General features: G+C 52.2%; 19 protein-coding genes and 2 tRNA genes. 10 read left to right on the forward strand and 11 right to left on the reverse strand.

Going from position 1 to position 25,382, the window contains the following annotated elements; genetic code table 11:
- The first annotated feature begins 393 nt into the window (after window positions 1–393).
- Entirely contained in the window at window positions 394–1,620 is a 1,227-nt protein-coding gene (locus tag AL479_RS20265) for a fimbrial protein (protein WP_061077383.1), read from the forward strand.
- 100 nt (window positions 1,621–1,720) lie between these two features.
- On the opposite strand, the gene AL479_RS20270 is transcribed toward AL479_RS20265, so the two are convergent.
- The 4 genes from AL479_RS20270 to mdtK form a co-directional block, all read right to left on the reverse strand.
- Entirely contained in the window at window positions 1,721–2,362 is a 642-nt protein-coding gene (locus AL479_RS20270; RefSeq protein WP_061077384.1) for a helix-turn-helix domain-containing protein, read from the reverse strand.
- A gap of 480 nt (window positions 2,363–2,842) precedes the next feature.
- Window positions 2,843–2,919, reverse strand: a tRNA-Val gene (locus AL479_RS20275).
- Between the two features lie 4 nt (window positions 2,920–2,923).
- Window positions 2,924–3,000: transfer RNA gene (locus tag AL479_RS20280), tRNA-Val, on the reverse strand.
- Window positions 3,001–3,151: 151 nt separating this feature from the next.
- Window positions 3,152–4,525, reverse strand: a complete 1,374-nt coding sequence (mdtK, locus tag AL479_RS20290) for an MdtK family multidrug efflux MATE transporter (protein ID WP_061078031.1) — start codon at window positions 4,523–4,525, stop codon at window positions 3,152–3,154.
- A gap of 218 nt (window positions 4,526–4,743) precedes the next feature.
- On the opposite strand from mdtK, the gene AL479_RS20295 reads away from it, so the two are divergent.
- Window positions 4,744–5,385 carry a riboflavin synthase gene (locus tag AL479_RS20295; protein ID WP_061077385.1) on the forward strand — a complete coding sequence of 214 codons (642 nt, stop codon included), beginning with the start codon at window positions 4,744–4,746 and terminating at the stop codon, window positions 5,383–5,385.
- 41 nt (window positions 5,386–5,426) lie between these two features.
- On the opposite strand, the gene cfa is transcribed toward AL479_RS20295, so the two are convergent.
- Complete coding sequence (gene cfa / locus AL479_RS20300) at window positions 5,427–6,575, reverse strand: cyclopropane fatty acyl phospholipid synthase (RefSeq protein WP_061077386.1); 1,149 nt, start codon at window positions 6,573–6,575, stop codon at window positions 5,427–5,429.
- 291 nt (window positions 6,576–6,866) lie between these two features.
- Window positions 6,867–8,072 (reverse strand): purine nucleoside transporter PunC, encoded by a 1,206-nt coding sequence (gene punC / locus AL479_RS20305; RefSeq protein WP_061077387.1) that lies wholly within the window; start codon window positions 8,070–8,072, stop codon window positions 6,867–6,869.
- Window positions 8,073–8,183: 111 nt separating this feature from the next.
- On the opposite strand from punC, the gene punR reads away from it, so the two are divergent.
- Complete coding sequence (gene punR, locus AL479_RS20310) at window positions 8,184–9,116, forward strand: DNA-binding transcriptional activator PunR (protein WP_061077388.1); 933 nt, start codon at window positions 8,184–8,186, stop codon at window positions 9,114–9,116.
- Here the strand turns inward: punR and purR are convergent.
- A complete protein-coding gene (gene purR / locus AL479_RS20315; protein WP_042319232.1) occupies window positions 9,113–10,138 on the reverse strand; it encodes an HTH-type transcriptional repressor PurR in 1,026 nt (341 codons plus the stop codon). The genes punR and purR overlap by 4 nt on opposite strands.
- A gap of 293 nt (window positions 10,139–10,431) precedes the next feature.
- Between purR and AL479_RS20320 the strand changes: the two genes are divergently transcribed.
- Both AL479_RS20320 and AL479_RS20330 read left to right on the forward strand, forming a co-directional pair.
- Window positions 10,432–10,521: a YnhF family membrane protein gene (locus AL479_RS20320; protein ID WP_086512609.1), complete on the forward strand. Its 90-nt coding sequence runs from the start codon at window positions 10,432–10,434 to the stop codon at window positions 10,519–10,521.
- A gap of 168 nt (window positions 10,522–10,689) precedes the next feature.
- Entirely contained in the window at window positions 10,690–11,856 is a 1,167-nt protein-coding gene (locus tag AL479_RS20330) for an MFS transporter (RefSeq protein WP_061077389.1), read from the forward strand.
- Between the two features lie 46 nt (window positions 11,857–11,902).
- Here AL479_RS20330 and sodB read toward each other — a convergent pair whose 3' ends face one another.
- Both sodB and AL479_RS20340 read right to left on the reverse strand, forming a co-directional pair.
- Window positions 11,903–12,484 carry a superoxide dismutase [Fe] gene (sodB, locus tag AL479_RS20335; protein WP_061077390.1) on the reverse strand — a complete coding sequence of 194 codons (582 nt, stop codon included), beginning with the start codon at window positions 12,482–12,484 and terminating at the stop codon, window positions 11,903–11,905.
- Window positions 12,485–12,610: 126 nt separating this feature from the next.
- On the reverse strand, window positions 12,611–13,444 hold the full coding sequence (locus AL479_RS20340) for a C40 family peptidase (RefSeq protein ID WP_061077391.1): 834 nt from the start codon (window positions 13,442–13,444) through the stop codon (window positions 12,611–12,613).
- Window positions 13,445–13,779: 335 nt separating this feature from the next.
- Here AL479_RS20340 and grxD point away from each other — a divergent pair, with 335 nt between their 5' ends.
- Complete coding sequence (grxD, locus tag AL479_RS20345; RefSeq protein ID WP_042319226.1) at window positions 13,780–14,127, forward strand: monothiol glutaredoxin 4; 348 nt, start codon at window positions 13,780–13,782, stop codon at window positions 14,125–14,127.
- Between the two features lie 65 nt (window positions 14,128–14,192).
- Here the strand turns inward: grxD and AL479_RS20350 are convergent, their stop codons facing one another.
- Window positions 14,193–18,866 (reverse strand): ATP-dependent helicase, encoded by a 4,674-nt coding sequence (locus tag AL479_RS20350; protein ID WP_061077392.1) that lies wholly within the window; start codon window positions 18,864–18,866, stop codon window positions 14,193–14,195.
- Window positions 18,867–19,011: 145 nt separating this feature from the next.
- A complete protein-coding gene (gene rnt, locus AL479_RS20355; protein ID WP_061077393.1) occupies window positions 19,012–19,659 on the reverse strand; it encodes a ribonuclease T in 648 nt (215 codons plus the stop codon).
- Window positions 19,660–20,327: 668 nt separating this feature from the next.
- Between rnt and AL479_RS20360 the strand changes: the two genes are divergently transcribed.
- The 4 genes from AL479_RS20360 (at window position 20,328) to AL479_RS20375 (ending at window position 25,235) form a co-directional block, all read left to right on the forward strand.
- Window positions 20,328–20,885 carry a fimbrial protein gene (locus AL479_RS20360; protein ID WP_061077394.1) on the forward strand — a complete coding sequence of 186 codons (558 nt, stop codon included), beginning with the start codon at window positions 20,328–20,330 and terminating at the stop codon, window positions 20,883–20,885.
- Between the two features lie 49 nt (window positions 20,886–20,934).
- On the forward strand, window positions 20,935–21,657 hold the full coding sequence (locus AL479_RS20365) for a molecular chaperone (protein WP_061077395.1): 723 nt from the start codon (window positions 20,935–20,937) through the stop codon (window positions 21,655–21,657).
- A gap of 146 nt (window positions 21,658–21,803) precedes the next feature.
- Window positions 21,804–24,206, forward strand: coding sequence for a fimbria/pilus outer membrane usher protein (locus AL479_RS20370; RefSeq protein WP_192575240.1), 2,403 nt, complete (start codon window positions 21,804–21,806; stop codon window positions 24,204–24,206).
- A 30-nt stretch (window positions 24,207–24,236) separates the two neighbouring features.
- On the forward strand, window positions 24,237–25,235 hold the full coding sequence (locus AL479_RS20375) for a fimbrial protein (protein ID WP_071887670.1): 999 nt from the start codon (window positions 24,237–24,239) through the stop codon (window positions 25,233–25,235).
- Window positions 25,236–25,382 lie beyond the last annotated feature (147 nt).

A 25,382-nucleotide genomic window follows, 5' to 3' on the forward strand; every position in this document is an offset into this window, starting at 1 on the left:
GATAACTCACAGTGATAATGAGCTGGACGTTTTCCCCTGACACTCGGTATGGGATTGTATCAGATCCCGGGATGAACAATACGGTAGTCAGGGAACGCTTTATGCTTTCGTTGATGCTCGCTTTCCCGACGAGCGAGGGACGATTATTCACATGTAAAATCATCTTATTTCGCCAGCAGCATAATCATTTAGTCCAGTTATGGATTAGATGCAAAATATAACTCTCAGGCTTGAATTCTTTTGGTGTTAAAATGATCCCTATTGTTTAAACAGGTCTGGTAAGGTAATGTGCCTCGCAAAATGTTTTCTACAGTCGTTCTCTCTGCTCTTTTTATCAGAACACTGGTTTGTTTATTTATGAGTAAATCACTGATGTCTGGATGTTAAAGATATATGAAAAAAAAGACCTTAAGGACATGCTATCTATTCTGTGCGTTTTTTTTCTACTATATTTCCAGCGCGAGTGCAGCAGGAACAGAAAACTGTGAGTTACGCAATGATGCGACGGAGAAACAATGGTCGCAGATACATGTCCCGTATGAGTTGAAACCGGCTAATGTCAATGTAACCGTGGGAAGCAACATAGCGGACTGGATGGTACTCTACACCATTCACGCCAACATCGGCATGGCCGTGGGGGAATGTAATAATTCAGATACGCGCATGTATTTCACCATCCTGTCGAATGAACAACCGATTAGCAAGCAAGGAAACGACTATATCTATAAGACGGATGTTTCCGGTATTGGTATGTCAGTTGCTAGTGATGAAGCGGGTTATACTGGGATACAAACTTATCCTACTCTGGCACTTTATGGGCAACCCAATCCGCAGAATGCGGGAGACCCATTCTGGGCAACCATTAAATTCTGGAAAATCCCCGGCGAGTCCATTCCAATGAAAGGCGGGGCTATTACCGTGACAGGTCCGGATGCTGCTGTTATCTATTCTAATTCAGGAAATACGTTTACCAGTTCTCAATCTGAGAGAATAACCTCTGATGGCAAAGGATATATTAATACTTCACGGATATTAACGGGCACCCTAATTTTTCAGCCAGGTACATGTAATATCGAAGGGGATAATATCCGCGTAGATATGGGAAATGATCTCTCTGCGGGGGATAAATATGGTGCATGGAAGGATGCCAGTTTTCGACTGAACTGTCCGAATGGCTATGGATATCAAGGGAAGGCCGCCTCCAGTGATCAAAATGATTACCCTTATTCGCTCGATCCTCATGCCACTATTAACGATAACACGGTACAGAATGGCCAGGTAAGAATTAGCATATTGCCCTATACCCAGATTATTGATGAAACAAAAGGGATTATTGCGCTGGATGGAACCGGGGCGCAGGGCTATGGCATTCAACTGGTATGGGGAGATTATTCTCAACAAGATAGTGATGAGCCAGATAAACCAGTCATATTGAACAGTTACATTTATGCCAGCGAGTTGAATTCAGGGTTCCGTGCCGGCGCAACGCCTCTTTCAAAAAATGCGTTCACCGGCGGAGATAATACGATAAAAATGGCGGCGCGTTACATCCGAACCAGCGGGCTTGCGATGGGGGGACCAGCAAATGCAGCAGTAGAAGTTGTCGCAACATATGAATAAGTTGTCAGTCGTTTCACCGGTTCCTGTGCGCCCGCGCAAAAGTGGGCAGAAAGTGAGAGGGGAAAGCATGCTCCCCTCGCTCAGAACCGCTGAAAATGCCTCAACTGATGTCTGGCGGCAACCCATTGATCTTCGTTAAAATCCCTCGCTGGAGCTCAATGTGACCGGCGTTTTTTAACTCGGAAAGAAAATGCATGATCCAACTACGGGAAAGTAGGGTTCTGTCCTGAATGTAGGCTAATGCCGTTGTGTTAAGACGAACAAATTCGGGTTCATCATTCAGCTCAATCAATAATAAAGAGGCGATCTTGAGGTTATCGTTAATCGCTAAAGCCTTATTATAAACATTGTGAGCTTGCAATCCCCAGGTCGCGATCGTTGCCAGTTGTCTCCAGAGATTAAACTCAGCAATATATTGCTCAAAAATTTCAACAGGCAGTAAGGCGTACTCAATATTATCAATGGCCTGGACGTGCAGATGGCTTTCCCGGTCTACAGGCATTCCCATCCCCACCAGAATGGGAGAATGTAACGTCATCACCGTTCTCCGATCCCACTGTCGAACAAGGTTACAGTAACCATGAGTAAGAAGAAGAACCTGTCTTTTGCCATCAACGGTTAATAAAATACGTTTATTTTTTTCGCCAGTTCTAAATTTAACCTTATCTTTCAGATAGTTGATAATGTCAAAAATTTCTTGTGTTGGCTTTGTCTCGCGTATGCCTGAGAGTAAACTACTCATTATAGCCTCAGAGATAAGTGTTATTGATATCGATTAAAATCAATGGATTAACGATAGCTTACCAAAAATAAATCGCTTCCATGCTATTAGTTATTTGTATCAACATCCGGTGTTGAACTACTGACACATCAACCGCAAGAGGTAAGTATAAGACATTTCAGGTTGTTTAACAGCTTTGTAGGTATTTTTATTCATTGTAGGTCGTTGTTTTAGCAGTGTATTGGCGAGGCTTCTCATTTTAAATAATGTGCATCAATATTTTTATATTTAGACTTTATAATGCGAGCGTAATTTAACATAGTTCTGCATGATGGAAACGGTGATGGGCTACGTTATTCCAACCGGTGATGCGGTATTGTTGTTTTCGGGTTAAGGGTAAGCGGGCTCAAAACTAACGCAAAACAAACGGGAGGTAAGAACGCTAAGGGAAAAGGGAGAGATAACGTCAGAAACAGGCACCACTATCACCAGGCAGTGAAATGGTGCGTCCGAGTGGACTCGAACCACCGACCCCCACCATGTCAAGGTGGTGCTCTAACCAACTGAGCTACGGACGCAGAATGGTGCGTTCAATTGGACTCGAACCAACGACCCCCACCATGTCAAGGTGGTGCTCTAACCAACTGAGCTATGAACGCAACGTTGTGTGTGACAACGGGGACGAATATTAGCGGCAGAGCCGGGAGGTGGCAAGAGGGAAATGGTAATTTTCTTCCGGATTTCACTCGATTGCGGAGGAAGTGCGCAAAATGTCGAGAGAATAGCCGCCGGCTGGCGGCTATTGTCGTTTTATCGCGCAGCGCGTTGCAGAATCACCGTTGACGGCTGACGTTGCAGGAAGCGCATCCGCAGCATCATCATAATTGCCGCCGAGGTCAGGCCGATGATAAAGCCCATCCAGAATCCTGCTGGCCCCATCCGATCCACCACCAGGTCGGTCAGCGCAAGGATATACCCGCTTGGCAACCCCAGCACCCAGTATGCGGTAAAGGTGATAAAGAAAATCGAGCGCGTATCTTTATAGCCACGCAGGATCCCGCTACCGATTACCTGGATGGAGTCCGAAATCTGATAAACAGCCGCCAGCAGCATCAGTTGTGCCGCTAACGTCACCACTTCCGGATTGTCGTTATAGAGCAGGGCGATGTGCTCACGCAGCGACACGGTAAAGATGGCGGTGAGGCACGCCATGCAGACGCCAACGCCTAAACCGGTACGGGCGGCGGTTTGCGCATCCAGCGTCGAACCTTGTCCCAGACGATAGCCTACGCGAATGGTGACCGCCGCGGCCAGCGACATCGGCAATACAAACATCAGCGAACTGAAGTTCAGGGCGATCTGGTGACCGGCGACATCGACAATGCCCAGTGGCGAAACCAGCAGCGCCACGACGGCGAACAGCGTGACTTCAAAAAACAGCGCCAGCGCAATCGGCAGGCCGAGCTGCACCAGACGTTTCATCACGACGTTATCAGGTTTACTGAAGCGCTGTTGATTACGGATATCGCGCATTGAACGCGCATGCTTCACGTACCAGAGCATCGCGCAGAACATCACCCAATAGACTGCTGCGGTTGCCACGCCGCAGCCGACACCGCCGAGTTCAGGCATGCCGAAGTGGCCGTAAATAAAGATATAGTTCACCGGGATGTTGACCAGCAGGCCGAGAAAGCCCATCACCATGCCAGGTTTAGTTTTCGCCAGACCCTCGCACTGATTACGCGCGACCTGAAAGAACAGATAACCCGGCGCGCCCCATAATAATGCGCGCAGGTAGCCGACGGCCTTATCCGCCAGGGCCGGATCAATATTGTGCATCGCGTGGATGATATAGCCCGCGTTCCACAGCACAACCATAATCAGCACTGAGACGAAACCTGCCAGCCAGAAGCCCTGGCGCACCTGATGTGCAATGCGATCACGGCGTCCGGAACCATTAAGCTGAGCAATCACCGGGGTCAGCGCCAGCAGCAACCCGTGGCCGAACAGAATGGCGGGCAGCCAGATGGAGGTCCCAATGGCGACGGCCGCCATGTCGGTGGCGCTGTAACCCCCCGCCATCACGGTATCGACGAACCCCATTGCGGTTTGGGCGATTTGCGCAAGAATCACCGGTATTGCCAGAGCCAATAACTGACGCGCTTCACTGATATACTTCTGCACGTGTACACCTATCATTTTGTTTTTATTTGAGAGACTAAAAAAGCCGCCACGGGTGGCAGCAAGAAGAAGATGTAAGGGGAAATTTCAGTCTATTGTAGCGATGAATGCTAATTTCACCAGTGAAAAAACAGGTCAAGGGGCACTTCACTGGCAACCTGATTTTCCAACTGCTATTGTGGCAGGCAGAAATGGCTTAACTGAATTCAGGAGTTGCAGGTATGTTTACAGGTATTGTGCAGGGCACCGCAAAACTGGTGTCGATCGATGAAAAACCAAATTTTCGCACCCATGTCGTGGAATTACCTGAATACATGCTGGACGCGCTGGAAACGGGCGCATCGGTGGCGCATAACGGCTGCTGCCTGACCGTCACCGAAATTAACGGCAATCGCATCAGCTTTGATCTGATGAAAGAAACGCTGCGGATCACCAATCTGGGCGATCTGAAAGTGGGTGACCTGCTGAACGTCGAGCGTGCGGCAAAATTCAGCGATGAGATTGGCGGACATCTGATGTCCGGTCACATCATGACCACCGCGGAAGTGTCAAAGATTTTAACCTCCGAGAATAACCGTCAGATCTGGTTTAAAGTCCAGGATCCGACGCTAATGAAATATATCCTCTACAAAGGTTTTATTGGGATTGATGGGATCAGCCTGACCGTTGGTGAAGTCACCGCGACGCGTTTTTGCGTGCATCTCATTCCGGAAACACTGGAACGCACAACGCTGGGTAAGAAAAAACTGGGCGCGCGCGTCAATATCGAAATCGATCCGCAAACGCAGGCGGTGGTGGATACGGTAGAACGAGTGCTGGCTGCGCGTGAAGCGGCGGTGGCGAAAACCACCAGCGAAGCGTAAAACCCTCCAGCCCCCGCGAGACGGCGGGGGCATGAGGAGGTTTAGCGGGCTACGCGCAGGCCGTCTTCAACGCCGCGTGAGAATACCACCTGCCAGAGCTGAATATCGCGGGCGCGAAACGCGCCGGCGCAGGCGTTCAGGTAGTAGCTGAACATCCGTTTAAAACGTTCGGAATAGTTATCGGCAATTTCAGGCCAGGCAGCGAGAAAACGCTCGTACCATGCCATCAGCGTCTTGTCGTAATCCGCGCCGAAGTTATGCCAGTCTTCCATCACAAAGTGCGCTTCGCTGGCGTTGGCTATCTGACGCACTGACGGGAGGCAACCATTCGGGAAGATATACTTATTGATCCACGGGTCGACATTATTGTCGGTTTTTTTCGAACCGATGGTATGTAATAAGAACAGCCCTTCGGGTTTCAGATTGCGATCAACCACCTCGAAATAGGTCGGGTAATTTTTAGGACCGACGTGCTCAAACATGCCTACCGAGACAATGCGGTCAAACTGATCGTGCAAATCACGATAATCCTGCAACAGAATCGACACATCCAGCCCGGCACAGCGGGCCCGCGCCATTTTCTGCTGCTCGGCGGAAATCGTCACGCCAACCACGCTGACGCCGTAATTCGTCGCCATATAGTGTGATAAACCACCCCAGCCGCAGCCAATATCCAGCACACGCATACCGGGTTGCAGCTGCAATTTCTCGCAGATTAACCGCAATTTGGCCTGCTGCGCCGTCTCCAGAGTCTCCGCGTCTTTCCAGTACGCGCAGGAATATTGCATATACGGGTCGAGCATACGGCTGAACAGATCGTTACCGAGGTCGTAATGCTCTTTACCGACGATCCACGCCCGCTTTTTACTTTGCAGATTGAACAGACGAGCGGCCGCGATGCGGAGGGTATCTTTGAAATGGTGCGGAAGTTGGTTTTCCAGTCCTGCGCGCAGGACTTTGCTAAAAAACTGGTCCAGCCGATCGCACTCCCACCAGCCATCCATATAACTCTCACCCAGACCGAGCGACCCCTCTTGTAACACGCGTTTGAAAAAATTGGGGTTTTTGACGCGTATGTCTGCGGGTGAAGAGCCGTTGATGGCGATGCCCGCGCGGCTTAATAATTCGTTAGTGATACGGTACCAGTCGTCATCCGGTACGCTGACTTCTTCTATACACGATGAACTCATAGTTTCTCCATCACTGGTCGGTGATCAGAACCTTAAAACAGCGTAGACGCTTTTTGGGCTTTGTGAGAAATCTCACGGAAACATTCCGCGAGTCTATTATCCGACGTAGAACAGAGGAAGGGAGGACCCCTTGCCGAAAAGGCCATCCATGGTGAACCGGGAACGCTCCGGTTCCCGTTAACACATAATAATTATCGTAATTTTAACAACCGAAATTTAGTATAGGCCTCAAAAAACGATGATACAACCAAAAATTGTTAGCCGACTAATTAACGGTGATTATGAGTGATATCAATGGGATTCGCTGTGGGCAATCCCGCGATTATCCTGCTGCTCACTGACGTTCGAAGGCTGCAGTTGCATCTTATAGCCCAGTCCAGCCAGAACAACCGTAGACAGCATTACGCTGGTCGTGGTCAACAGCGGTGTGCTGATAAGCCAGGAAACCACCAGGCTTGCCAGGAAGCACAGACCCAATTGCAGGGTATTTTGCAGGGCCGCGGCACGACCCGTCGCCTGCGGGAATGGACGCAGCGCCTGGGCTACCACAATCGGGTAGATCGCCCCGTTGGCAATCGCCATTACGCAGAAGGGGATCAGGATCTCTGCAAGCGTGATGTGATGGATGAAACTTGCCGCCCAGGTTGCCACCACGCTCAGCGCATAGATAACCAGCAGCCAGGGCAGGAGCTGTTGTCCCTGCCATTTTTGCAGCGCGGCGCGACAGCCGTAGCCGCCAATCAGAAACGCGATGGTTTGCGGTACGTAGCTCAGTCCAATTACCGCCGGGCTGTAGCCCATTTCACTCAGAATAAACGGTGAACCGGTCAGCCACGCAAAGAAGCTGGCAGAACAGGCGGCGTAAATCAGGACGTTGCCGCGGTACGCTTTCGCGCGCAGCAGCGTGGTGAACGTCAGTTTGTCGTTGCTGTCATCGCGAGCCCGGGTGGTGGGCTTTAAAAACAGCGCGGGCAGCATCAGCAACAGTGTGATGAAAAACAGCGTGGCAAAGATCGCCTGCCAGGAAAGATGGGTCAGGATCCAACTGCCTAATAACGGTGCCAGTGCAGGGGACAGCCCAACCAGCGGCATGATGGTCGCGAAAATGCGGTTAATTTTATGCGAAGGATAGTAATCGGTGACCAGCGCCTGCCAGATGACGGTCGCTGCGCAGACCCCCACGGCCTGAATAAAACGCAGAACTAACAGGCCCGTTGCGCTCTCAACCCACAGCATACCCAGGCTGCCAAGAGCGAAGATAGACAGGCCCAGCAGCAGGATCGGTTTTCGACCGTAACGGTCCGAGAGCGGTCCCCACAGCAGTTGTGCGATGGCAAAGCCTGCTAAAAACAGACTCAGGCTGGCGCTGACGGCAGAGGCCGGTGTTTGCAGGTCAGATTGAATGGCGGCAAATGCGGGCAAATACATGTCGGTTGCCAGAAAACCCAACACGCTGAGCCCTGCCAGCCAGACTAAAAACCCTTTTCCTGGTTGCATAGTTGTTCTCTAATTTTGATTAATCACACTGGCGCAGAGTGTAGGGAGTGAATTTCGGCTTGTGAAACGGTAATATTTGTTTATTGCATTCAAAAATTTTGTAGGCAGATTATGTGGTCAGAATATGCGCTGGAAGTCGTCGATGCCGTGGCGCGCAACGGGAGTTTTAGTTCTGCGGCCCAGGAGTTGCACCGGGTGCCTTCGGCGGTCAGCTACACGGTTCGCCAACTGGAAGAGTGGCTGGCCGTCCCGCTTTTTGAACGTCGCCATCGTGATGTAGTGTTAACCCCGGCGGGCGCCTGGTTTTTGAAAGAAGGCCGCTCTGTCATCAAAAAAATGCAGATCACGCGCCAGCAGTGTCAGCAGATCGCCAACGGCTGGCGTGGGCAACTTCCCATCGCGGTGGACAATATCGTGCGACCGGAACGCACGCGGCAATTGATCGTCGATTTCTACCGCCACTTTGATGACGTGGAGCTACTGGTCTTTCAAGAGGTGTTTAATGGCGTCTGGGACGCGCTGTCAGATGGCCGGGTCGAACTCGCCATCGGGGCAACCCAGGCGATCCCGGTGGGAGGACGATACACGTTCCGCGATATGGGTAAGCTGAGCTGGTGTTGCGTCGTTGCCAGTACGCATCCGCTGGCCGCTATGAGCGGGCCGTTAAGCGATGACACGTTGCGCAACTGGCCGTCGCTGGTGCTGGAAGATACGTCCCGCACTCTGCCGAAGCGCGTGACCTGGCTGCTGGACAACCAGAAGCGGGTGGTGGTGCCGGACTGGGATTCCTCCGCGACCTGTATTAGCGCCGGACTCTGTGTCGGCATGGTACCGACGCATTTCGCCAAGCCGTATCTTAACAAGGGGCAGTGGGTCGTGTTAAATCTGGAGAACCCGTTCCCGGATGCGGCCTGTTGCCTGACCTGGCAGCAGAATGATATGTCACCTGCGCTGATCTGGCTGCTGGATTATCTGGGAGACAGTGAAACGCTGAACAAAGAGTGGTTGCGGGAGCCAGATGAGACTCCCGCAGAAGAGGCTTAACGACGGTAGTCGCGGAACGGGCCATCCGCAACGGAGCGGCGCTCCACCAGGCGCGGGTGGACTTCAATAGACTGCGACTCTTCGCGTTTATTGACGATGCGGTCCAGCAACATATTAAAGGCCGTCTCACCCAGCGAATCTTTTGGCTGGTGGATAGTGGTCAACGCCGGCGTAAAGAAACGGGCGTTGCGCACGTTGTCGTAGCCTATCAGCGACACGTCCTGCGGGACGCGCAGACCCATCTCATCGGCGGCGCACAGGGCGCCCATCGCCATGATATCGCCGCCACAGAAGACCGCCGTCGGGCGATGCGCCTGCGACAGAATTTGCTGCATAGCGCGGTAGCCGGATTCCGGCTCGAAGTCGCCTTGTACAATCCAGTTTTCAGGCACTTTAATCAGCGCTTCATCCATCGCCTTCATAAAACCGGCCAGACGGCCTGCGCCAGTGTTACGCTCCATCAGTCCTGGGATCACGCCAATTTCGCGATGTCCGCGCTCAACGAGGTAACGGCCTGCCATATAACCGCCTTCAAAGGCGTTATCAATCACCGTATCGGTGAAGTCGGCTTTGGCTTCGCCCCAGTCCATCACCACCATCGGGATATGACGATATTCTTCCAGCATTGAGAGCAGGGGATCGGGGTATTCGGAACACATTACCAGCAGGCCATCAACGCGTTTTTGCGCCATCATGGACAGATAGGCACGCTGTTTTTCCAGGTTGTTCCAGACGTTACCGAGGATCAGGGTATAGCCCTTCTGGAAGCAGTTCTTCTCAACCGCTTCAATAATTTCGGCAAAATAGGGGGCTTCGCTGCTCGTCGCCAGCAAACCGATAGACTTGGTATGGTTGACTTTCAGGCTGCGGGCAACCGCGCTGGGGGAATAGTGCAATTCTTTGATTGCCGCCCACACTGCATTGCGTGTTTCTTCAGCGACGAAACGCGTTTTGTTAATTACGTGTGACACGGTTGTAGTGGAAACGTTTGCGCGCTTCGCTACATCTTTAATTGTTGCCATTAAATCTCACTCCAGACCCAACCTGAACATTAAATTACGCTAAGTAAACGTTTGCCTTTACTCATCCTGTGCCCAACATCAGGGCTGCGGCACGCCGGGAAACGACACGGAACGTCAGGAAGGGGTCAATGGCCGGTACGCTAATCAAGTAAGCGTCGAATTTTGTCTGATCTTTACGAAAAGGGGAAGTATTAAAAGCACATATCACTCTAAATCGTGGGAGATTTTTACACTCAAGTGTGTAAAAATGCGCTATATCACTTTTTGTGTGGGAATAAAAAGGAGAAAAGTTGATGAGCACCGATCTGAAATTTTCATTAGTGACCACGTTTATTGTTCTGGCTTTAATCGTTGCGGGCGGCCTGACGGCGGCACTGCACTGATCCCCCTCGGGGGAGTTCCTGCTCCCTCGAACCTCCTGTCATATTGTTATTGAATCTGCAAAAGTCTTTTGTATTTTTGTTAACTTCTCTTTTTTTGTGATTGATGTCATGCTTTTGACTCTTAGTTAAGCATCGCGCCCTGTCGCGAAGAGCCGGAGTCATCACTGCATGAAAATTAATTATCCGTTACTGGCGCTGGCCATCGGCGCGTTCGGCATCGGTACCACCGAATTCTCGCCAATGGGTCTGCTGCCCGTCATCGCGCGTGGCGTTGATGTGTCCATCCCTGCGGCAGGTATGCTGATTAGCGCTTATGCGGTAGGCGTGATGGTCGGCGCGCCGCTGATGACGCTGTTGCTGTCACATCGCGGACGCCGTAATGCGCTCATTTTTCTGATGGCTATTTTTACGCTCGGTAACGTGCTCTCGGCGATTTCGCCGGATTACACCACGCTGATGTTGTCACGTATTTTAACCAGCCTTAACCACGGCGCATTCTTTGGCCTGGGTTCGGTGGTGGCGGCAAGCGTGGTGCCGAAGCACAAACAGGCGAGCGCCGTTGCCACTATGTTTATGGGGCTGACCATCGCCAATATCGGCGGTGTGCCGGCGGCGACCTGGCTGGGTGAAACCATCGGCTGGCGGATGTCGTTCATGGCGACGGCGGGGCTGGGCGTTATCTCGATGCTGAGTCTCTTCTTCTCATTGCCAAAAGGCGGTGCCGGGGCGCGTCCGGAAGTGAAAAAAGAGCTGGCGGTGCTGATGCGTCCTCAGGTGCTCTCGGCGCTGCTGACCACCGTACTGGGGGCGGGCGCCATGTTCACGCTCTATACCTATATTTCACCTGTTCTGCAAAGCATCACCCATGCGACGCCGGCTTTTGTGACCGGGATGCTGGTTCTGATCGGTGTGGGTTTCTCCATTGGCAACTACCTTGGCGGAAAACTGGCCGATCGCTCGGTTAACGGCACGCTGAAGGGATTTTTGCTGCTGCTGATGGTGATTATGCTGGCGATCCCATTCCTGGCTCAGAATGAACTGGGCGCGGCGGTCAGCATGGTGGTCTGGGGGGCAGCGACCTTTGCGGTCGTCCCACCGTTACAAATGCGCGTCATGCGTGTGGCTCATGAAGCGCCGGGTCTCTCATCTTCCGTGAACATTGGTGCATTTAACCTTGGAAATGCGCTGGGTGCTGCGGCGGGCGGAGCCGTTATTTCAGGCGGGTTGGGCTACAGTTTTGTTCCGGTGATGGGGGCGATTGTGGCGGGTATGGCGCTGCTGCTGGTGTTTGTCTCGGCGAGAAAACAACCCGACCAGGTGTGTGTCGCCAGTTAACGGCAGGACAAAAACGCAGAAGGGAGTCCCTTCTGCGTTATCACTTTTACGCAGCGAAGTTCTTCGCCACAAACTCCCAGTTTACCAGCGCCCAGAAGTGTTCCAGGTAGCCAGGACGCGCATTGCGATAGTCAATGTAGTACGCATGCTCCCATACGTCGACGGTCATCAGCGGCGTGGCGTCGGTGGTCAACGGCGTGCCGGCGTTGGAGGTTGAAACGATAGCCAGTTTGCCATCTTTTCCTTTTACCAGCCAGGTCCAGCCAGAGCCGAAGTTTTTGATCGCCGCGTCGGTAAACTGTGCTTTGAACTCAGCAAAGCTGCCAAAAGAGGCGGCAATCGCGTCAGCCAGTTTGCCGGTTGGCTCGCCACCTGCATTCGGGGCCAGGCAGTTCCAGTAGAACGTGTGGTTCCAGACCTGAGCCGCGTTATTGAACACGCCGCCTTCCGAGCTGCGTACGATCTCTTCCAGCGATTTTCCTTCAAAGGCGGTGCCTTTAATCAGGTTGTTCAGGTTGGTGACATAGGTCTGATGGTGTTTGCCATAGTGATATTCCAGCGTCTCGGCGGAAATGTGCGGCGCAAGCGCATCTTTGGCATACGGTAGTGCAGGTAATTCGAACGACATTGCTTCTCTCCTTATTATTAATAGTATTTCGCGCAATAACCTTATTGTGCGTAAGGATAGGGTAGCAAATTGAAAGGTGAGACAAAAGATGAACTTACCCTGTTGCGTTAACAACAGGGTAAAGTTTTAACGAATGGTTTTGGGCGTCATGACCCGGCGAGCGCCGACGTAGTGGCGTTGCCAGTAATCTTCGCTGAGCGACGTGATCTGGATTTCCTGACCGCTGCGTGGTGACTGGATAAATTTGCCGTTGCCGACATAAACGCCGACGTGATCGGCGGTCCCGCGCCCCTGAGTGCGGAAGAACACCAGATCGCCATTTTTTAATTCCTCACGGTCAATCGGTGCGGCATCACGCAGGTGATACATTTCATTTGCCGTGCGCGGAATACGGAATTTCACCAGATCTTTATAAGCGTAATAGACCAGACCGCTGCAATCGAAACCGGTGCGCGGCGACGTGCCTCCCCAGCGGTACGGCTTGCCAATCTGGCTCATTAGTTTATTCATCGCCGTACTGGTCGCTTTTTGCACTTTCACTTTATGCGCATCGGCAATCTTTCCTGACGCCGTGTTCTTCACTTTCACACACGTCGGCTTGTGTCCTTTGCGCGGGGTGCACTTTTCGCTCCAGCTGACAGCGGCCGTTTTCTTCGCGGTGACGGTTTTGCTTTTATGACTGGCTGTTTTGCTGGTTTTGGCAGGGGCGGTGATTTTTTTCTTAGAAGAAGAGGCGGTTCTGGTGCTGGTTTTGCTGGTCGTTTTCTTAACGGTTTTTTGACTGCTTTTATTCGTTTTTTTTGCTGTTGCCGTACTTTTCTTTTTGTTGCTGGTTTTCTTACTATCCGTAAGACCAGCCGTATCCCTGGCTTGCTTGGACGCATGTGCCATTGGCATAAAGGGAATCGTTGTAAATAGTAAAGCACAGAGCGTGAGGGAAAGTCGGTTTATCCGCGCCACTGAGCATTCCTCTGTTAAGGCAGGTCGCAATCATACCTGCGTGTGATTTACAAAACCTGATGATTCTAATCTATAGAAACAGATAAAGTTAATAGCTTTTATTGTTAAAAATACGGTTTCGCTATTGAGTGCAAAAAAAAACAGCAGCCAAAGCTAAATCTGCTTATTTAGCGCACACTTTCGGCACTGGCACTGAGGAAACCATTATTGGGAATGCAACTTATGCGTTCAGACGATAAAATAGTAAAGCGTAATGAAAATGTTATTTTCCGATGTCGCTCTGAACCGCTACAATGTCAGACGACTGCCGTAAAAGAAGTTAAGGAAGCAAGACAATGAGCACCACTATCGAAAAAATCCAGCGCCAGATCGCTGAAAACCCGATTCTCCTGTACATGAAAGGTTCTCCAAAACTGCCAAGTTGCGGCTTCTCCGCCCAGGCGGTGCAGGCACTTTCCGCCTGTGGCGAGCGTTTTGCCTATGTGGATATTCTGCAAAACCCGGATATTCGCGCAGAACTGCCGAAATACGCAAACTGGCCGACCTTCCCACAGCTGTGGGTTGACGGTGAACTGGTTGGCGGCTGCGACATTTTGATCGAAATGTACCAGCGCGGCGAACTGCAGCAGTTGATCAAAGAGACCGCTGCAAAATACAAATCTGAAGAATCAGACGCTGAGTAATCAGTAGACGGTTAAAGGGGAGCTTTTCCTGACTCAGGTTAAGCTCCTTTTCATTTCTGCTCTGCCTATCCCCAGTCCAGCCCCTGCGGCGAACTGGAAAAACCGACTTCCCGCAGCAGGGTAAAGAGAGGGGTTTGCCGTACTGGTTTATCGTTGACTTCCGACAGCGTGAAACGCAGTCGCGGTTCACGGCGTAAGGCGCTCGCCAGCGCCCTGAAAATCTCCGGCGAAGGCATCTCCTCATTTTCCGTCCAGATCATCATCTTTTTTCCTCCCTGAGCAAGATACAGCCGCAATTGTCCGGCGGAAATCACAACAAACGCGCCGTTACGCCGCCCGGGAACCAGAGATGACGGATGCGACGGCCACGGAAGCAGCGTTCCCCAGGGATTGGCGGGATCGTTCGCAGATAGCGCCACCGCCGTAAACGCCTGTGGTTCAGACGTCGACGACGTCAGATCGCGCAGACGATCGATAGTGTCCCGCTCGGCAAACTGTGCGCCGCCCATTCCTTCCACGAACCGCCCGCGCAGAATTCGCCCTGAATCTTCCATGCTTCGGCACAGCGTCTGCATGGCGGGAAAGCCGCCAGGGATATTCTCGGCAATCACGGCCTGGCGACCTATCACGCCGTAGCGATCGAGCATATTCTCGGCGCAGGCCAGCATCCGTTCAGTATCATTCAGCGTCTCTCGCGGCAGCAGCGACCAGCGACCGGCCAGCGCAGGCGTGGTGTAAGAAACCGGTACGGCGACGGACGCAGGGCGCGGCGCGGCATAGGCCGGGCGTCCACGACGCATACGCGGCGAGCGTCGTGACGGCTGGCGCGATACAGCGGCCGCGCGCGACAGGCCACGCAGTGGAGCCCAGATATCGGTCGTGATATACCCTTGCCAGACCAGGCCCCAAAGCGCCTCATGCAGCGTGGCTGGCGTTATCCACTCGTCAGCGCCGGCGTCTGCCGTACGCGTCTGAATCAACGCGCTAAGTTGCTGCGCAAACCATGCACCACCACCAGAAAGAACGTCTAAAATGGCGCGCTGTAGGTCTGAAAGCGCTTCGCTATCACCGGATGGCGGGGAAAGCGTCTCCGCCAGGTAATCTCGTAAATGCAGTACCACCCGTCCATCATCGTCGCCCAGTTTCTTTTGCCCAGACCAGATGACTTCACCCGTCGCCAGCAACTCATCGAGCATATCCGGTGAATAATCGCGGACCCGGGCAGGGAATATCTGGCTTTCCCACAACGAAGCAGACAGGCCGACTCCGGCCAGTTGTTCAATCACACGCGTGACGCCGTCACTTCCTTCCAGCGTCCCCATGGAGGAGGCCGCAAAGCGCGCCGGGCTGCCATCGGCGGATGAAATCAGCCCCTGACGTTCCAGCAACAGGCGGGTGTAGCTCGTTGCCGGAACCGGGCGGGTTGCCTCTCTTGCCGCATGCAATGAGCGGATGCGAAGACGATGAAATACGTCCTCATTCACCCACATCGACGCTTCATCAGGCATGGATGACGAACCGGCACGCAACTGAATGAGCACTCCTTCATCGCGCAACTGACGCAGCTGATCGTCGATGACGGCCACCCCCAATCCGAACGTCTGTGCAATCCGGGTGCGAGTAAACAGCGTGTGGGTACGGCTAAAGCGCAGGAAGAGATCGCGCAACGGCGTGTTCACCGGATGCAGCCATGCCGGTGAAATCGTCGCAGGCAGGCGAACGCCCAGCGCATCACGAAGCCTGGCCGCATCATCCATGCAGGCCATCTGCGGCGTGTCCGCGATAACAACCGGGAAAATACGTTTTTCAGCGGACAGATCATCGAGCCATGTCCTGATGTCGGCGATCGTTCCCTCATGTCTGGCGGCAATATCCTCGACGGTCATTGGCCCCAGTTCGCGCAGTAAATCGTAAACGCCTTCCATCCCCTGGGCTTTTCTGCCCGCCGCGAATCGCTGAAGTTCATCTTCAACCTGGCGGATAATCTCCGGGTCAAGCAATTCCAGCGGATCGCCCTGGCCCAACAGGTTGCCCAGCAGTTCGCTGTCCAGCGCCAGAACAGAAGCCCGACGCTCCGCCAGCGGCGCATCGGTGGCGTACATAAATTCGGCGACATAGCCGAAGAGCAGATCGGTGGCGAACGGTGAGGGGGCGGGTGTGGTCACTTCAGAAATCTGGATCTCGCCGGTGTTCAACCGACGTATGACCTGCTCCAGCGCGTCGAGATCGTAAACGTCCTGGAGGCACTCACGCGCCGTTTCCAGAATAATGGGAAAATCAGGATAGCCCGCCGCGATTTCCAGAAGCTGACTTGCGCGCAGGCGCTGCTGCCAGAGCGGGGAACGACGCCCTGGCGTACGACCCGGCATCAGCAGAGCGCGGGCGGCGCATTCTCTGAAGCGGGCGGCAAACAGCGCCGTGCTACTGACGGCTTCCCGGACAATGCGAAGCAGTTTTTCCGGGTCAAACAGGAAAATAGCGGCATCGGGCAGTTTCCCATCGCTGTCCGGTATACGGGCGACAATCCCGTCATCACTGGCGACAATCGACGCGTCAGCTCCCCACTGCGCATGGAGACGTCCGGCAATCGCCAGTGCCCAGGGCGCGTGTACCCGACGACCATAGGGTGAATGCAGAATAACCCGCCAGTCACCCATTTCATCGCGGCAGCGCTCAAGCACCAGATGGCGACTCCAGGGGAGCACGCCCGTGGCATTTTTTTGATCGTCAATTAACCCTTTGATATTCGAAAGAACATTGTCATCGCGCAGTCGAGGGGAGAGCCGGAGTCCAGCGTTGTCATCGGACATCGTATGGATAAAATCACCAATGCGTTCACCCAGTTCCGCCGGGCGACCGACGCCTTCGCCGCGCCAGAACGGGAGTCTGGCCGAGCGTCCGGGCGCAGGGACAACGATAACCTGATCGCGGGTGATTTGTTGAATACGCCACGAGGTGGCGCCAAGCGTGATGATGTCGTTGACGCGTGACTCGTACACCATTTCTTCATCCAGTTCGCCCACGCGACGCGATCCGGCTTGCTCATCTCCTTCGGGAAGCAGCACGCTGAACATGCCACGGTCCGGAATGGTACCGCCGCTGGTTACCGCCAGAAGCTGTGCGCCGGGACGGGCCGTTAATAATCCGGTTTCGCGGTTCCAGATTATACGCGGTCGGAAGACGGCAAAATCGCCAGAGGGATAGCGCCCTGCCAGCATATCCAGCGTGGCGTCAAATGCGCTTCTCGGCAAATCTTTCCACGGTGAAGCCCGGCGGACGAGGGCATACCAGTCATCAACATTGACCGGATCCATCGATACGGCGGCAACGGTCTGTTGCGCCAGAATATCCAGCGGGTTGCGTGGCGGCGTCAGCGTTTCCAGTTGTCCGGCGTACATACACTCGACAATGACGGCAGAGTCAATCAGATCCCGACGGGTCCTTGGGTAGAACAGCCCCTTTGATACCCCGCCGACCTGGTGACTGGCGCGCCCGATGCGCTGCAGGCCGCTGGCGACAGAAAGGGGCGTCGCCACCTGAATCACCAGATCAACCGCCCCCATGTCGATCCCCAGTTCCAGACTGGAGGTCGCCACCACGCAGCGAAGTTCGCCGGATTTCAGCGCATGCTCGGTGACGGCACGTTGCTCTTTGGACACCGAACCATGATGCGAACGGGCAATGTATTCTGCGGCGTCCTGCGCCCGATTACTGGTGGACCCGGTTAGCGAGTCGAAGTGCACCGGCTCTACCTGCGGTTGCGGCAACGGTTGTCGTCGCGAGAGATACAATTCGTTCAGGCGGGCCGTCAGTTTTTCCGCCAGCCCACGCGAGTTGGTGAAAACAATGGTGGAACGATGGCTAAGGATTTGATCGAGAATACCGGATTCAATGCGCGGCCAGATGGAACCTTCTCTGCCCTTGTGAATGGCCTCGCCGCTGTCGTTATTGTCCGCTAAGACGTCATCAAGATTGACGGCAGGAGCGACGATGTGGATATCCGGGTGACGGGTAGAGGGCGGATTGATAACAGTAACCGGACGATCGCCGCCCAGAAAAGCGGCAACGGCTGTAACAGAACGCACGGTCGCCGACAGACCAATGCGCTGCGCCGACGTTGCCAGAAGCGTATCCAGTCGTTCAAGACTCAGCGCGAGGTGCGCGCCGCGCTTTGTGCCCGCTACCGCGTGCACTTCATCGACAATCACCGTTTCAACGCCGCGCAGCGTCTCTCTGGCGCGGGAGGTGAGCATCAGATAAAGCGACTCCGGCGTGGTGATCAGAATATCGGGTGGGTGACGACTCAGCTTCGCGCGCTCCTGAGGCGGCGTATCACCGGTGCGGATCCCAACCCGAATAGCCACCTCTGGCGAGCCAGATTTCTTCCGTTCTTCGCTAATCCCCTGCAAGGGAATTTGCAGGTTGCGCTGGACATCCGTACCCAGGGCTTTTATCGGGGAAATATAGAGAATTCGGGTGACTTTCTTTTCTTTGCCGGAGGGGGACGTGGCGTGTGCAGCCTCGCCTTCACGAAACAGGCGATCCAGGGCATAGAGAAAGGCGGCAAGGGTTTTCCCCGAACCGGTCGGGGCAATCACCAGCGCGTGCTGATTCGCTGCCGTCACGGCCCACGTTTGCGATTGCACCGGCGTGGGGTGCTGAAATGCCGACGTAAACCAGTCGCGGGTTGCCTGTGAGAAAATATCCGGCAGCGGAGGCGGCGCATTTTTTGCTGACATGTTCCCTGTCCCTTTTGCGGTGTTGGCGAATCAAGACCTTTTTACAGAATAGCGGGAAATGCGCAGGGTGTATTGATACTGGTCAAACATACAGTATAGATGAAGGGGGGAGCGACCTGATAACCGACGTTATCAGGTCACCCAATCAGGCTTCTTCTGGCAGAGGTAACGGCCAGCCGCCCAGGCGCTTCCAGCGGTTGACGATTTCACAAAACAGCACGGCGGTGCGCTCAGTATCGTACAGCGCTGAGTGCGCCTGGGTACCGTCAAACTCCATACCTGCCGCCAGACACGCTTTGGAGAGCACCGTTTGTCCCAGCGCCAGTCCGCTCATAGCGGCAGTATCAAACGTCACGAACGGATGGAACGGGTTGCGCTTGAGCGACGCCCGCTCAGCGGCGGCCATCATAAAGCTATGATCGAATGTCGCATTATGGGCAACCATGATGGCGCGACTGCAGCCGCTGTCTTTAATGCCTTTGCGAACCATTTTGAAAATGGCATGCAGGGCGTCATATTCACTCACCGCACCGCGCAGCGGGTTGGAAGGGTCGATACCGTTAAACGCCAGTGCTTCAGGCTGCAAATTCGCGCCCTCAAACGGTTCGACGTGGAATTGCAGCGTGCTGTCCGGCATCAGCCAGCCTTGTTCATCCATTTTCAGCGTGATAGCGGCTATCTCAAGCAGCGCATCGGTTTTGGCGTTAAATCCAGCCGTTTCGACATCAATGACGACAGGATAAAAACCACGAAAACGGTCGCACAGACCGGTAAGTTGAGCGTTATCGGACATCTGGGTCTCTTAATACAGAAAAATTGCAGCGCGCATTATGCCAAATTTTGCTGCATTCGGGAATGGCAGGGAAGTGAGAGTGCGCAGCAGGGACGACAGGGCTATCCATCCCCGGTGAGTTCGCATGGACAGATAGCCATGCAAAGGAGGATGAAACGGAGAGAACGGATAAATAAGGTGAAACAGTTTCACCAGGGAAATCATTTACGAAAACATATTATTAATAAATATTATTTTGGCGGGCTGTAATGAATATGATGTCGCTATTGCAATTTATTTTGTGTAAAAAATCGTTATTTTCCCTGTTGGTTATCGTTAAGGCTGTTAAATAGTGAATTAAGTGTGCCTGTAACGCCTTATTTTAATAATGGTAGTCGTTCAGGAATTGGTACAAAATTGGACTCAATGCCGATGGTTAGCGTTTCTTATCAATATATAATAACTTAAATTTTATCACTATTGTGCTGATGGCATAGGCCAAAAGTAGTCATTACGCGTTGTTGGTGTCGAACTAACGAGGTTAGTGAGTAAGAAATCGACATAACCAACATAGAAGCGAAAATAAAATTAAAAAGGATCCTTACAGGTAACATGAATCACATGAGTGCCACGTATTAGGGATGTGAGTAGTTGTTCAACATGCTTGTTGTATATATATGGAGATATAAATGAAATTGCGTAAGTTATATATGGTGATGTCCGCCTGTGCTTTAGTGGGTTTATCTGGCATCAGTGCGGCAAATGCGGCTGGCACAACAGATAAAGGTAAGATTGAGTTTGACGGAGAAGTGATCGCTTCTACCTGTGATGTCAAACTGGACGGAACTGAAGCCGACGGTATTGTTACGCTGGAGAAAGTATCAACCACAGGGATCGCCGGTGTCGGGACCACGGCATTACCGAAGGCATTTAAAATTTCGGTTACGGGTTGTTCGGATGATAAAGCTATCATCGGTGTGACTTTTGCCCCTGCCACTGGCGCGGCAGATAGCAACGGCAACCTGGCGAACGAAGATACGGCAACAACGCCGACGAAGGTAAGTTTACAACTGGTCGATGCAGGTCAACCTATTAATTTAAATGGCGATCAGAGCAAAGGCTCGAAATTTACACTTGTGAGTGGTGCGGGTTCGCTGACGTATATGGTGCAGTATTACAGTAACGATGCTGCGCCAACTGTCGGTAAAGTGACTGCAAATGCGACCTACCAACTGGCGTACAACTAATTAAACCCTCAGAGTGCTGTTAACAGACGGTCGTTACTGGATTAATTGAATGAAATGGTTTAAATATTTTTCTCAACTGTCATTATCAATGACACTGCTTTGTTTCAGCACTCTGTCTTTTGCGGGTCTGGTATTAGACGGGACACGAGTCATTTATCCTTCTGGTGAAAGCGAAGTTACGCTACAAATGAAAAACACGGGCAGCCAACCCGTACTGGCGCAAAGCTGGATCGATAACGGCGAAAAAAATGTGAGTCCGGATAAAGTCGCTTCTGTCTTTGTCGTAACGCCGCCAATAAACAGAGTCAATCCAGGGAAAGGGCAGACATTAAGAATTGGGTTGATTGCAGAGAATACGCTGCCACAGGATAAAGAGTCTGCTTTTTATTTGAATGTTCTGGCGATCCCGGCAAAGCCAAAGGATTCGATAAATGCCAGCGAAGTTAATATTGCGTTTAAAACGCGAATTAAATTATTTTACCGTCCGGTTTCATTGAAGGGCAGCGCGAATGACGCCCCAGATTTATTACGCTGGAGTATTAACGGCAACGGCGTCACGGCGACAAACCCGACGCCTTACTATGTTACGTTAGCTGAGGTGGCGTATACCTCAGGTGGGAAGAAATATGTCGCGCCTGCGCAAATGATCTCACCAGGGGGGGCCGGAGATTTTCATTTCAACGGCGTGAGTCAGGTTAACAGTATGGATTCCATTGAATATTCGTCAATCAATGATTTTGGTGGTCAGAATAAATATAAAGTAAAAAAATAATTTCTAACTCCGGCGAACCTATTATGCGCTTATTATATGTCCTGTGTTGCGTTAATATTGTGCTCCCTCTGCAATTTGCTGTCGCCGGAGTGACAGAATCCTCTTCGACAGAGTCGTCCGGTAATTATGAGTTCAATGACGCCTTTGTGAATCGTTCAGGTGCAAACACAATTGATTTACAACGCTTTGCAAATGGTACCAACGTGTTGCCGGGTACCTATAAAATCATTGTCACCTTAAATACCGAAAAATTAACGATCGCCGACGTCGAGTTCCGCACGGGTGAGAATAAAAGCGTTGACGCCTGTATTCCGGCAAAAGTGTTCGAACTTATTGAATTTAAAAAAGAGCAGATTAAATTCACACAGTGGGACGTTCTGGTCGACAGTAAAAAATGCACTCGTATTCAGGATATTATTCCACAAGCGACTCAGGAATTTGACAGTGAGGCGCAGCAATTAAACCTTTCTATCCCGCAGGTTTATATCAATAAACTTCCTCGCGGTTCTGTTCCCTCATCAATGTGGGACAGCGGTATTCCCGCTCTGATGCTGGGATACAACATGAATGGCTATGAGTCGAAAAACAACAATTACGAGTCGAAATCCTTTTATGCCTCCATCGATAGCGGCCTGAACATCGGTGGATGGTATCTTCGCCATAATGGTTCCTGGAACTGGACACAGGAACAGGGCGGGAAATACAGCGTACTGAATACCTATGTTCAGCGTGATGTTCCGGTCATCATGGGACGAATGTCTGCGGGTCAACTGAATACCAGCGGACAATTATTTGACACCGTGCCCGTGACGGGCGCAGAAGTGGCAAGCGATGAGCGTATGCTGCCGCAATCACAGCGTGGCTATGCGCCAGAAATACGCGGCGTCGCGAAAACCAATGCGAAAGTTACGATTAAACAGAACGGTCAACGAATTTATGAAACAACCGTTTCTCCCGGCGCGTTTGTGATTAGCGATCTCTACCCAACCGGCTATGGTGGCAATCTGGATGTGACCATTGAAGAAGCGGATGGAACGCAGCAAAATTTTTCGATTCCCTATTCTTCGGTATCGCAATTGCTGCGTCCTGGCAGTGTTCACTACAGCTTCAGCGCCGGGAAATTACGCAACGACAGCGTTCCGAGCGATCCTTCACTTCTTGAAGCGACGTGGCAACAGGGTTTTACGAACCGGCTGACGGGCTATACGGGCGTGCAGACAAACCAGGATTATCAGGCGGTAAAAGTCGGGCTGGCGCTGGGATTTCCCATCGGCGCCGTGGCTTTTGATGTCACGCAGTCCAAAACGCAGCTTCCCGGTCGTGACGATATGTCAGGGCAGAGTTACCAGCTTAGCTACAGCAAGTTGATCGCTGAAACCAACAGTAATATCACCCTGGCGGCCTATCGTTTTTCCAGCAGTGGCTATATGGACTATTTAACGGCGATGCAAACCCGGGATGATATCCAGCATGGCAACGATGGCAATCAGGTACAGCGCCAGAAGAACCGTTTTACGTTAAATATCAGCCAGGGATTGGAGGACGGCTGGGGGCAGCTATACGTCAGTGCGACGATGGAAAACTACTGGAATAAAGGATCGGTAGAGCGGCAATATCAGATTGGCTATTCCAATAGCTATAAATGGCTTAACTATAGCCTGAACGTCAGTCGTAGCCAGGATGAATGGGGCAAATCGCAAACCAGCTATTATCTGAATTTCTCTTTCCCATTGTGGGAAAATCAAGACATGGGAACGTATGCGCCACAGCTCAGCATGAACTACAACCACGATTCCGACGGCGGTTCCTCGGAACAGGCCACCTTATCGGGCACCCTGGGGGCGCAAAACCAGTATACCTACTCTGTCAGCGGCAGCCACGATGACAACTCAGGATCCCGCACTGACGTGGGCGGAACCTATAAAAGTAGTCTCGCTGCACTGTCGGCGTCGTACAGCCAGGGTCGTGACTATCACAGTGCTTCAGTAGGGATGACCGGCACGCTGGTCGCCCACTCAGGTGGGATCACACTCTCACCGTATACGGGTGATACGTTCACTCTGGTGGAGGCAAAAGGGGCAGAAGGGGCAGCGATACCGTCTTATCCGGGGGTGACGATTGACCGCTTTGGCTATGCATTGTTTCCCGCAACCAACCCGTATCAGTTATCTGATGTCGTGATTGACCCGAAAGGGATCTCGGAAAACACGGAACTGGAAAACACCTCGCAAAAAATCGTCCCGCGCTTTGGCGCCGTTGTGAAAGCCAAATTTGATGCTCGCAGGGGGCGGCCAGTTTTAATTCATGCTGACCATGCCGGTCAGACGCTGCCGTTTGGCGCTGACGTTTTTGATGATAACGGTGTTAGCGTTGGGGTGGTGTCGCAGGGTAGCCTGATTTATGCCCGCGTGCCGAATGATAAAGGCACATTGCATATTAAATGGGGTGATGATGCAGATGAGCAGTGCAGCGTTAGTTACGCCCTTGCACCAGAATCGGAAAGCACGAAGAAAACGGCCATGAAGCAATTTGCGGAAAGTTGCCGGTGAGTTCAACCGAACATAGAGCTGAAAATAAACATGTCAAAAGCATTCTGCCAGATTACCGTTTTACTGCTGATCTTCTTTAGTATTCCGGGGCATACTGCTTGCCGGGTTCCGAATGGCGCTTCAAAATATACCTATACACTAAGTACGACTCTCGATATCCCCTCTGATGCCAGCCTTGGGCCAATAGGCAATGTGATTAATATCCCTGACGGGCCTGCAACAAGCGTTGGATGTGATCCTGGCGCCTCCTATGGGTATCTTGCATTTGGCAGCACACAATCTCAGTCGAATACTAAAGATGTTTACAAAACAAATGTTTCCGGTATTGGAATAAAGGTTTGGGACGATGCCTTTAGTCCAACTACTATAATCGGGAACTCGGGAACAAAATGGTACACTGGCCCGAATACGACTCTTTCATGGTCAGGCTCCTGGGCTATTAATCATCTGAAAATGCAGTTTTATGTTATTGGACCTGTCGCCCCTGGCAATGTCACCTTATCAACCCCCTTTGTTAAAGGTTGGATATCAAACAACCCAACCTCAGGAGGTATTGTTTTCAGTCAATTGACTATAACGGGAAGTGCTCGCATTAATGTGCCAGCATGCGATATTGATGAGGCGTTAACTCCAGGTACCGTAGAGTTGCATGCTATTAATATGACCGCACTGCCTCACCAGGGGGATGTTGGGAATAATGTGTATTTTAGCATTGGCCTTAAATGTCTCACGGCAACCTCTATCACTATGACACTGACCGATCCCAACGGTGGTGACCCGGCAAACGGGGTGGTCTTTAACGACGCCGGTTCTGGAATGGCGAAAAACGTCGGCGTACAGGTCTTGTCGGCGAGAGAGGGCGGCACAACGCCGCAGCCCGTTCACCTGAATGAGTCTTTTACGGTAGGTCAGGCGAATGAAGGGCAGTACACCATTCCCATGGTTGCGCGCTATTACCGAACCTCGGATGAGGCAATCGTCGGCGGAAAGGTTTCGGCTTCTGTTGTGTATGAACTGTCCTATCAGTAACGGCAAAATACCGACAAACCGCGGGCGCAGCATGTGTCCGCGGTCTGCTTAACACTCCTTCCGCGCAGTACACTCTCAGCTTCTTTTGTTATCCTTGCCGAATCCACTCTTGAAACGTTATTATGACATTTTTTCATCACCTGAAAT

Source organism: Citrobacter amalonaticus (assembly GCF_001559075.2).
GTDB lineage: Bacteria > Pseudomonadota > Gammaproteobacteria > Enterobacterales > Enterobacteriaceae > Citrobacter_A > Citrobacter_A amalonaticus_F.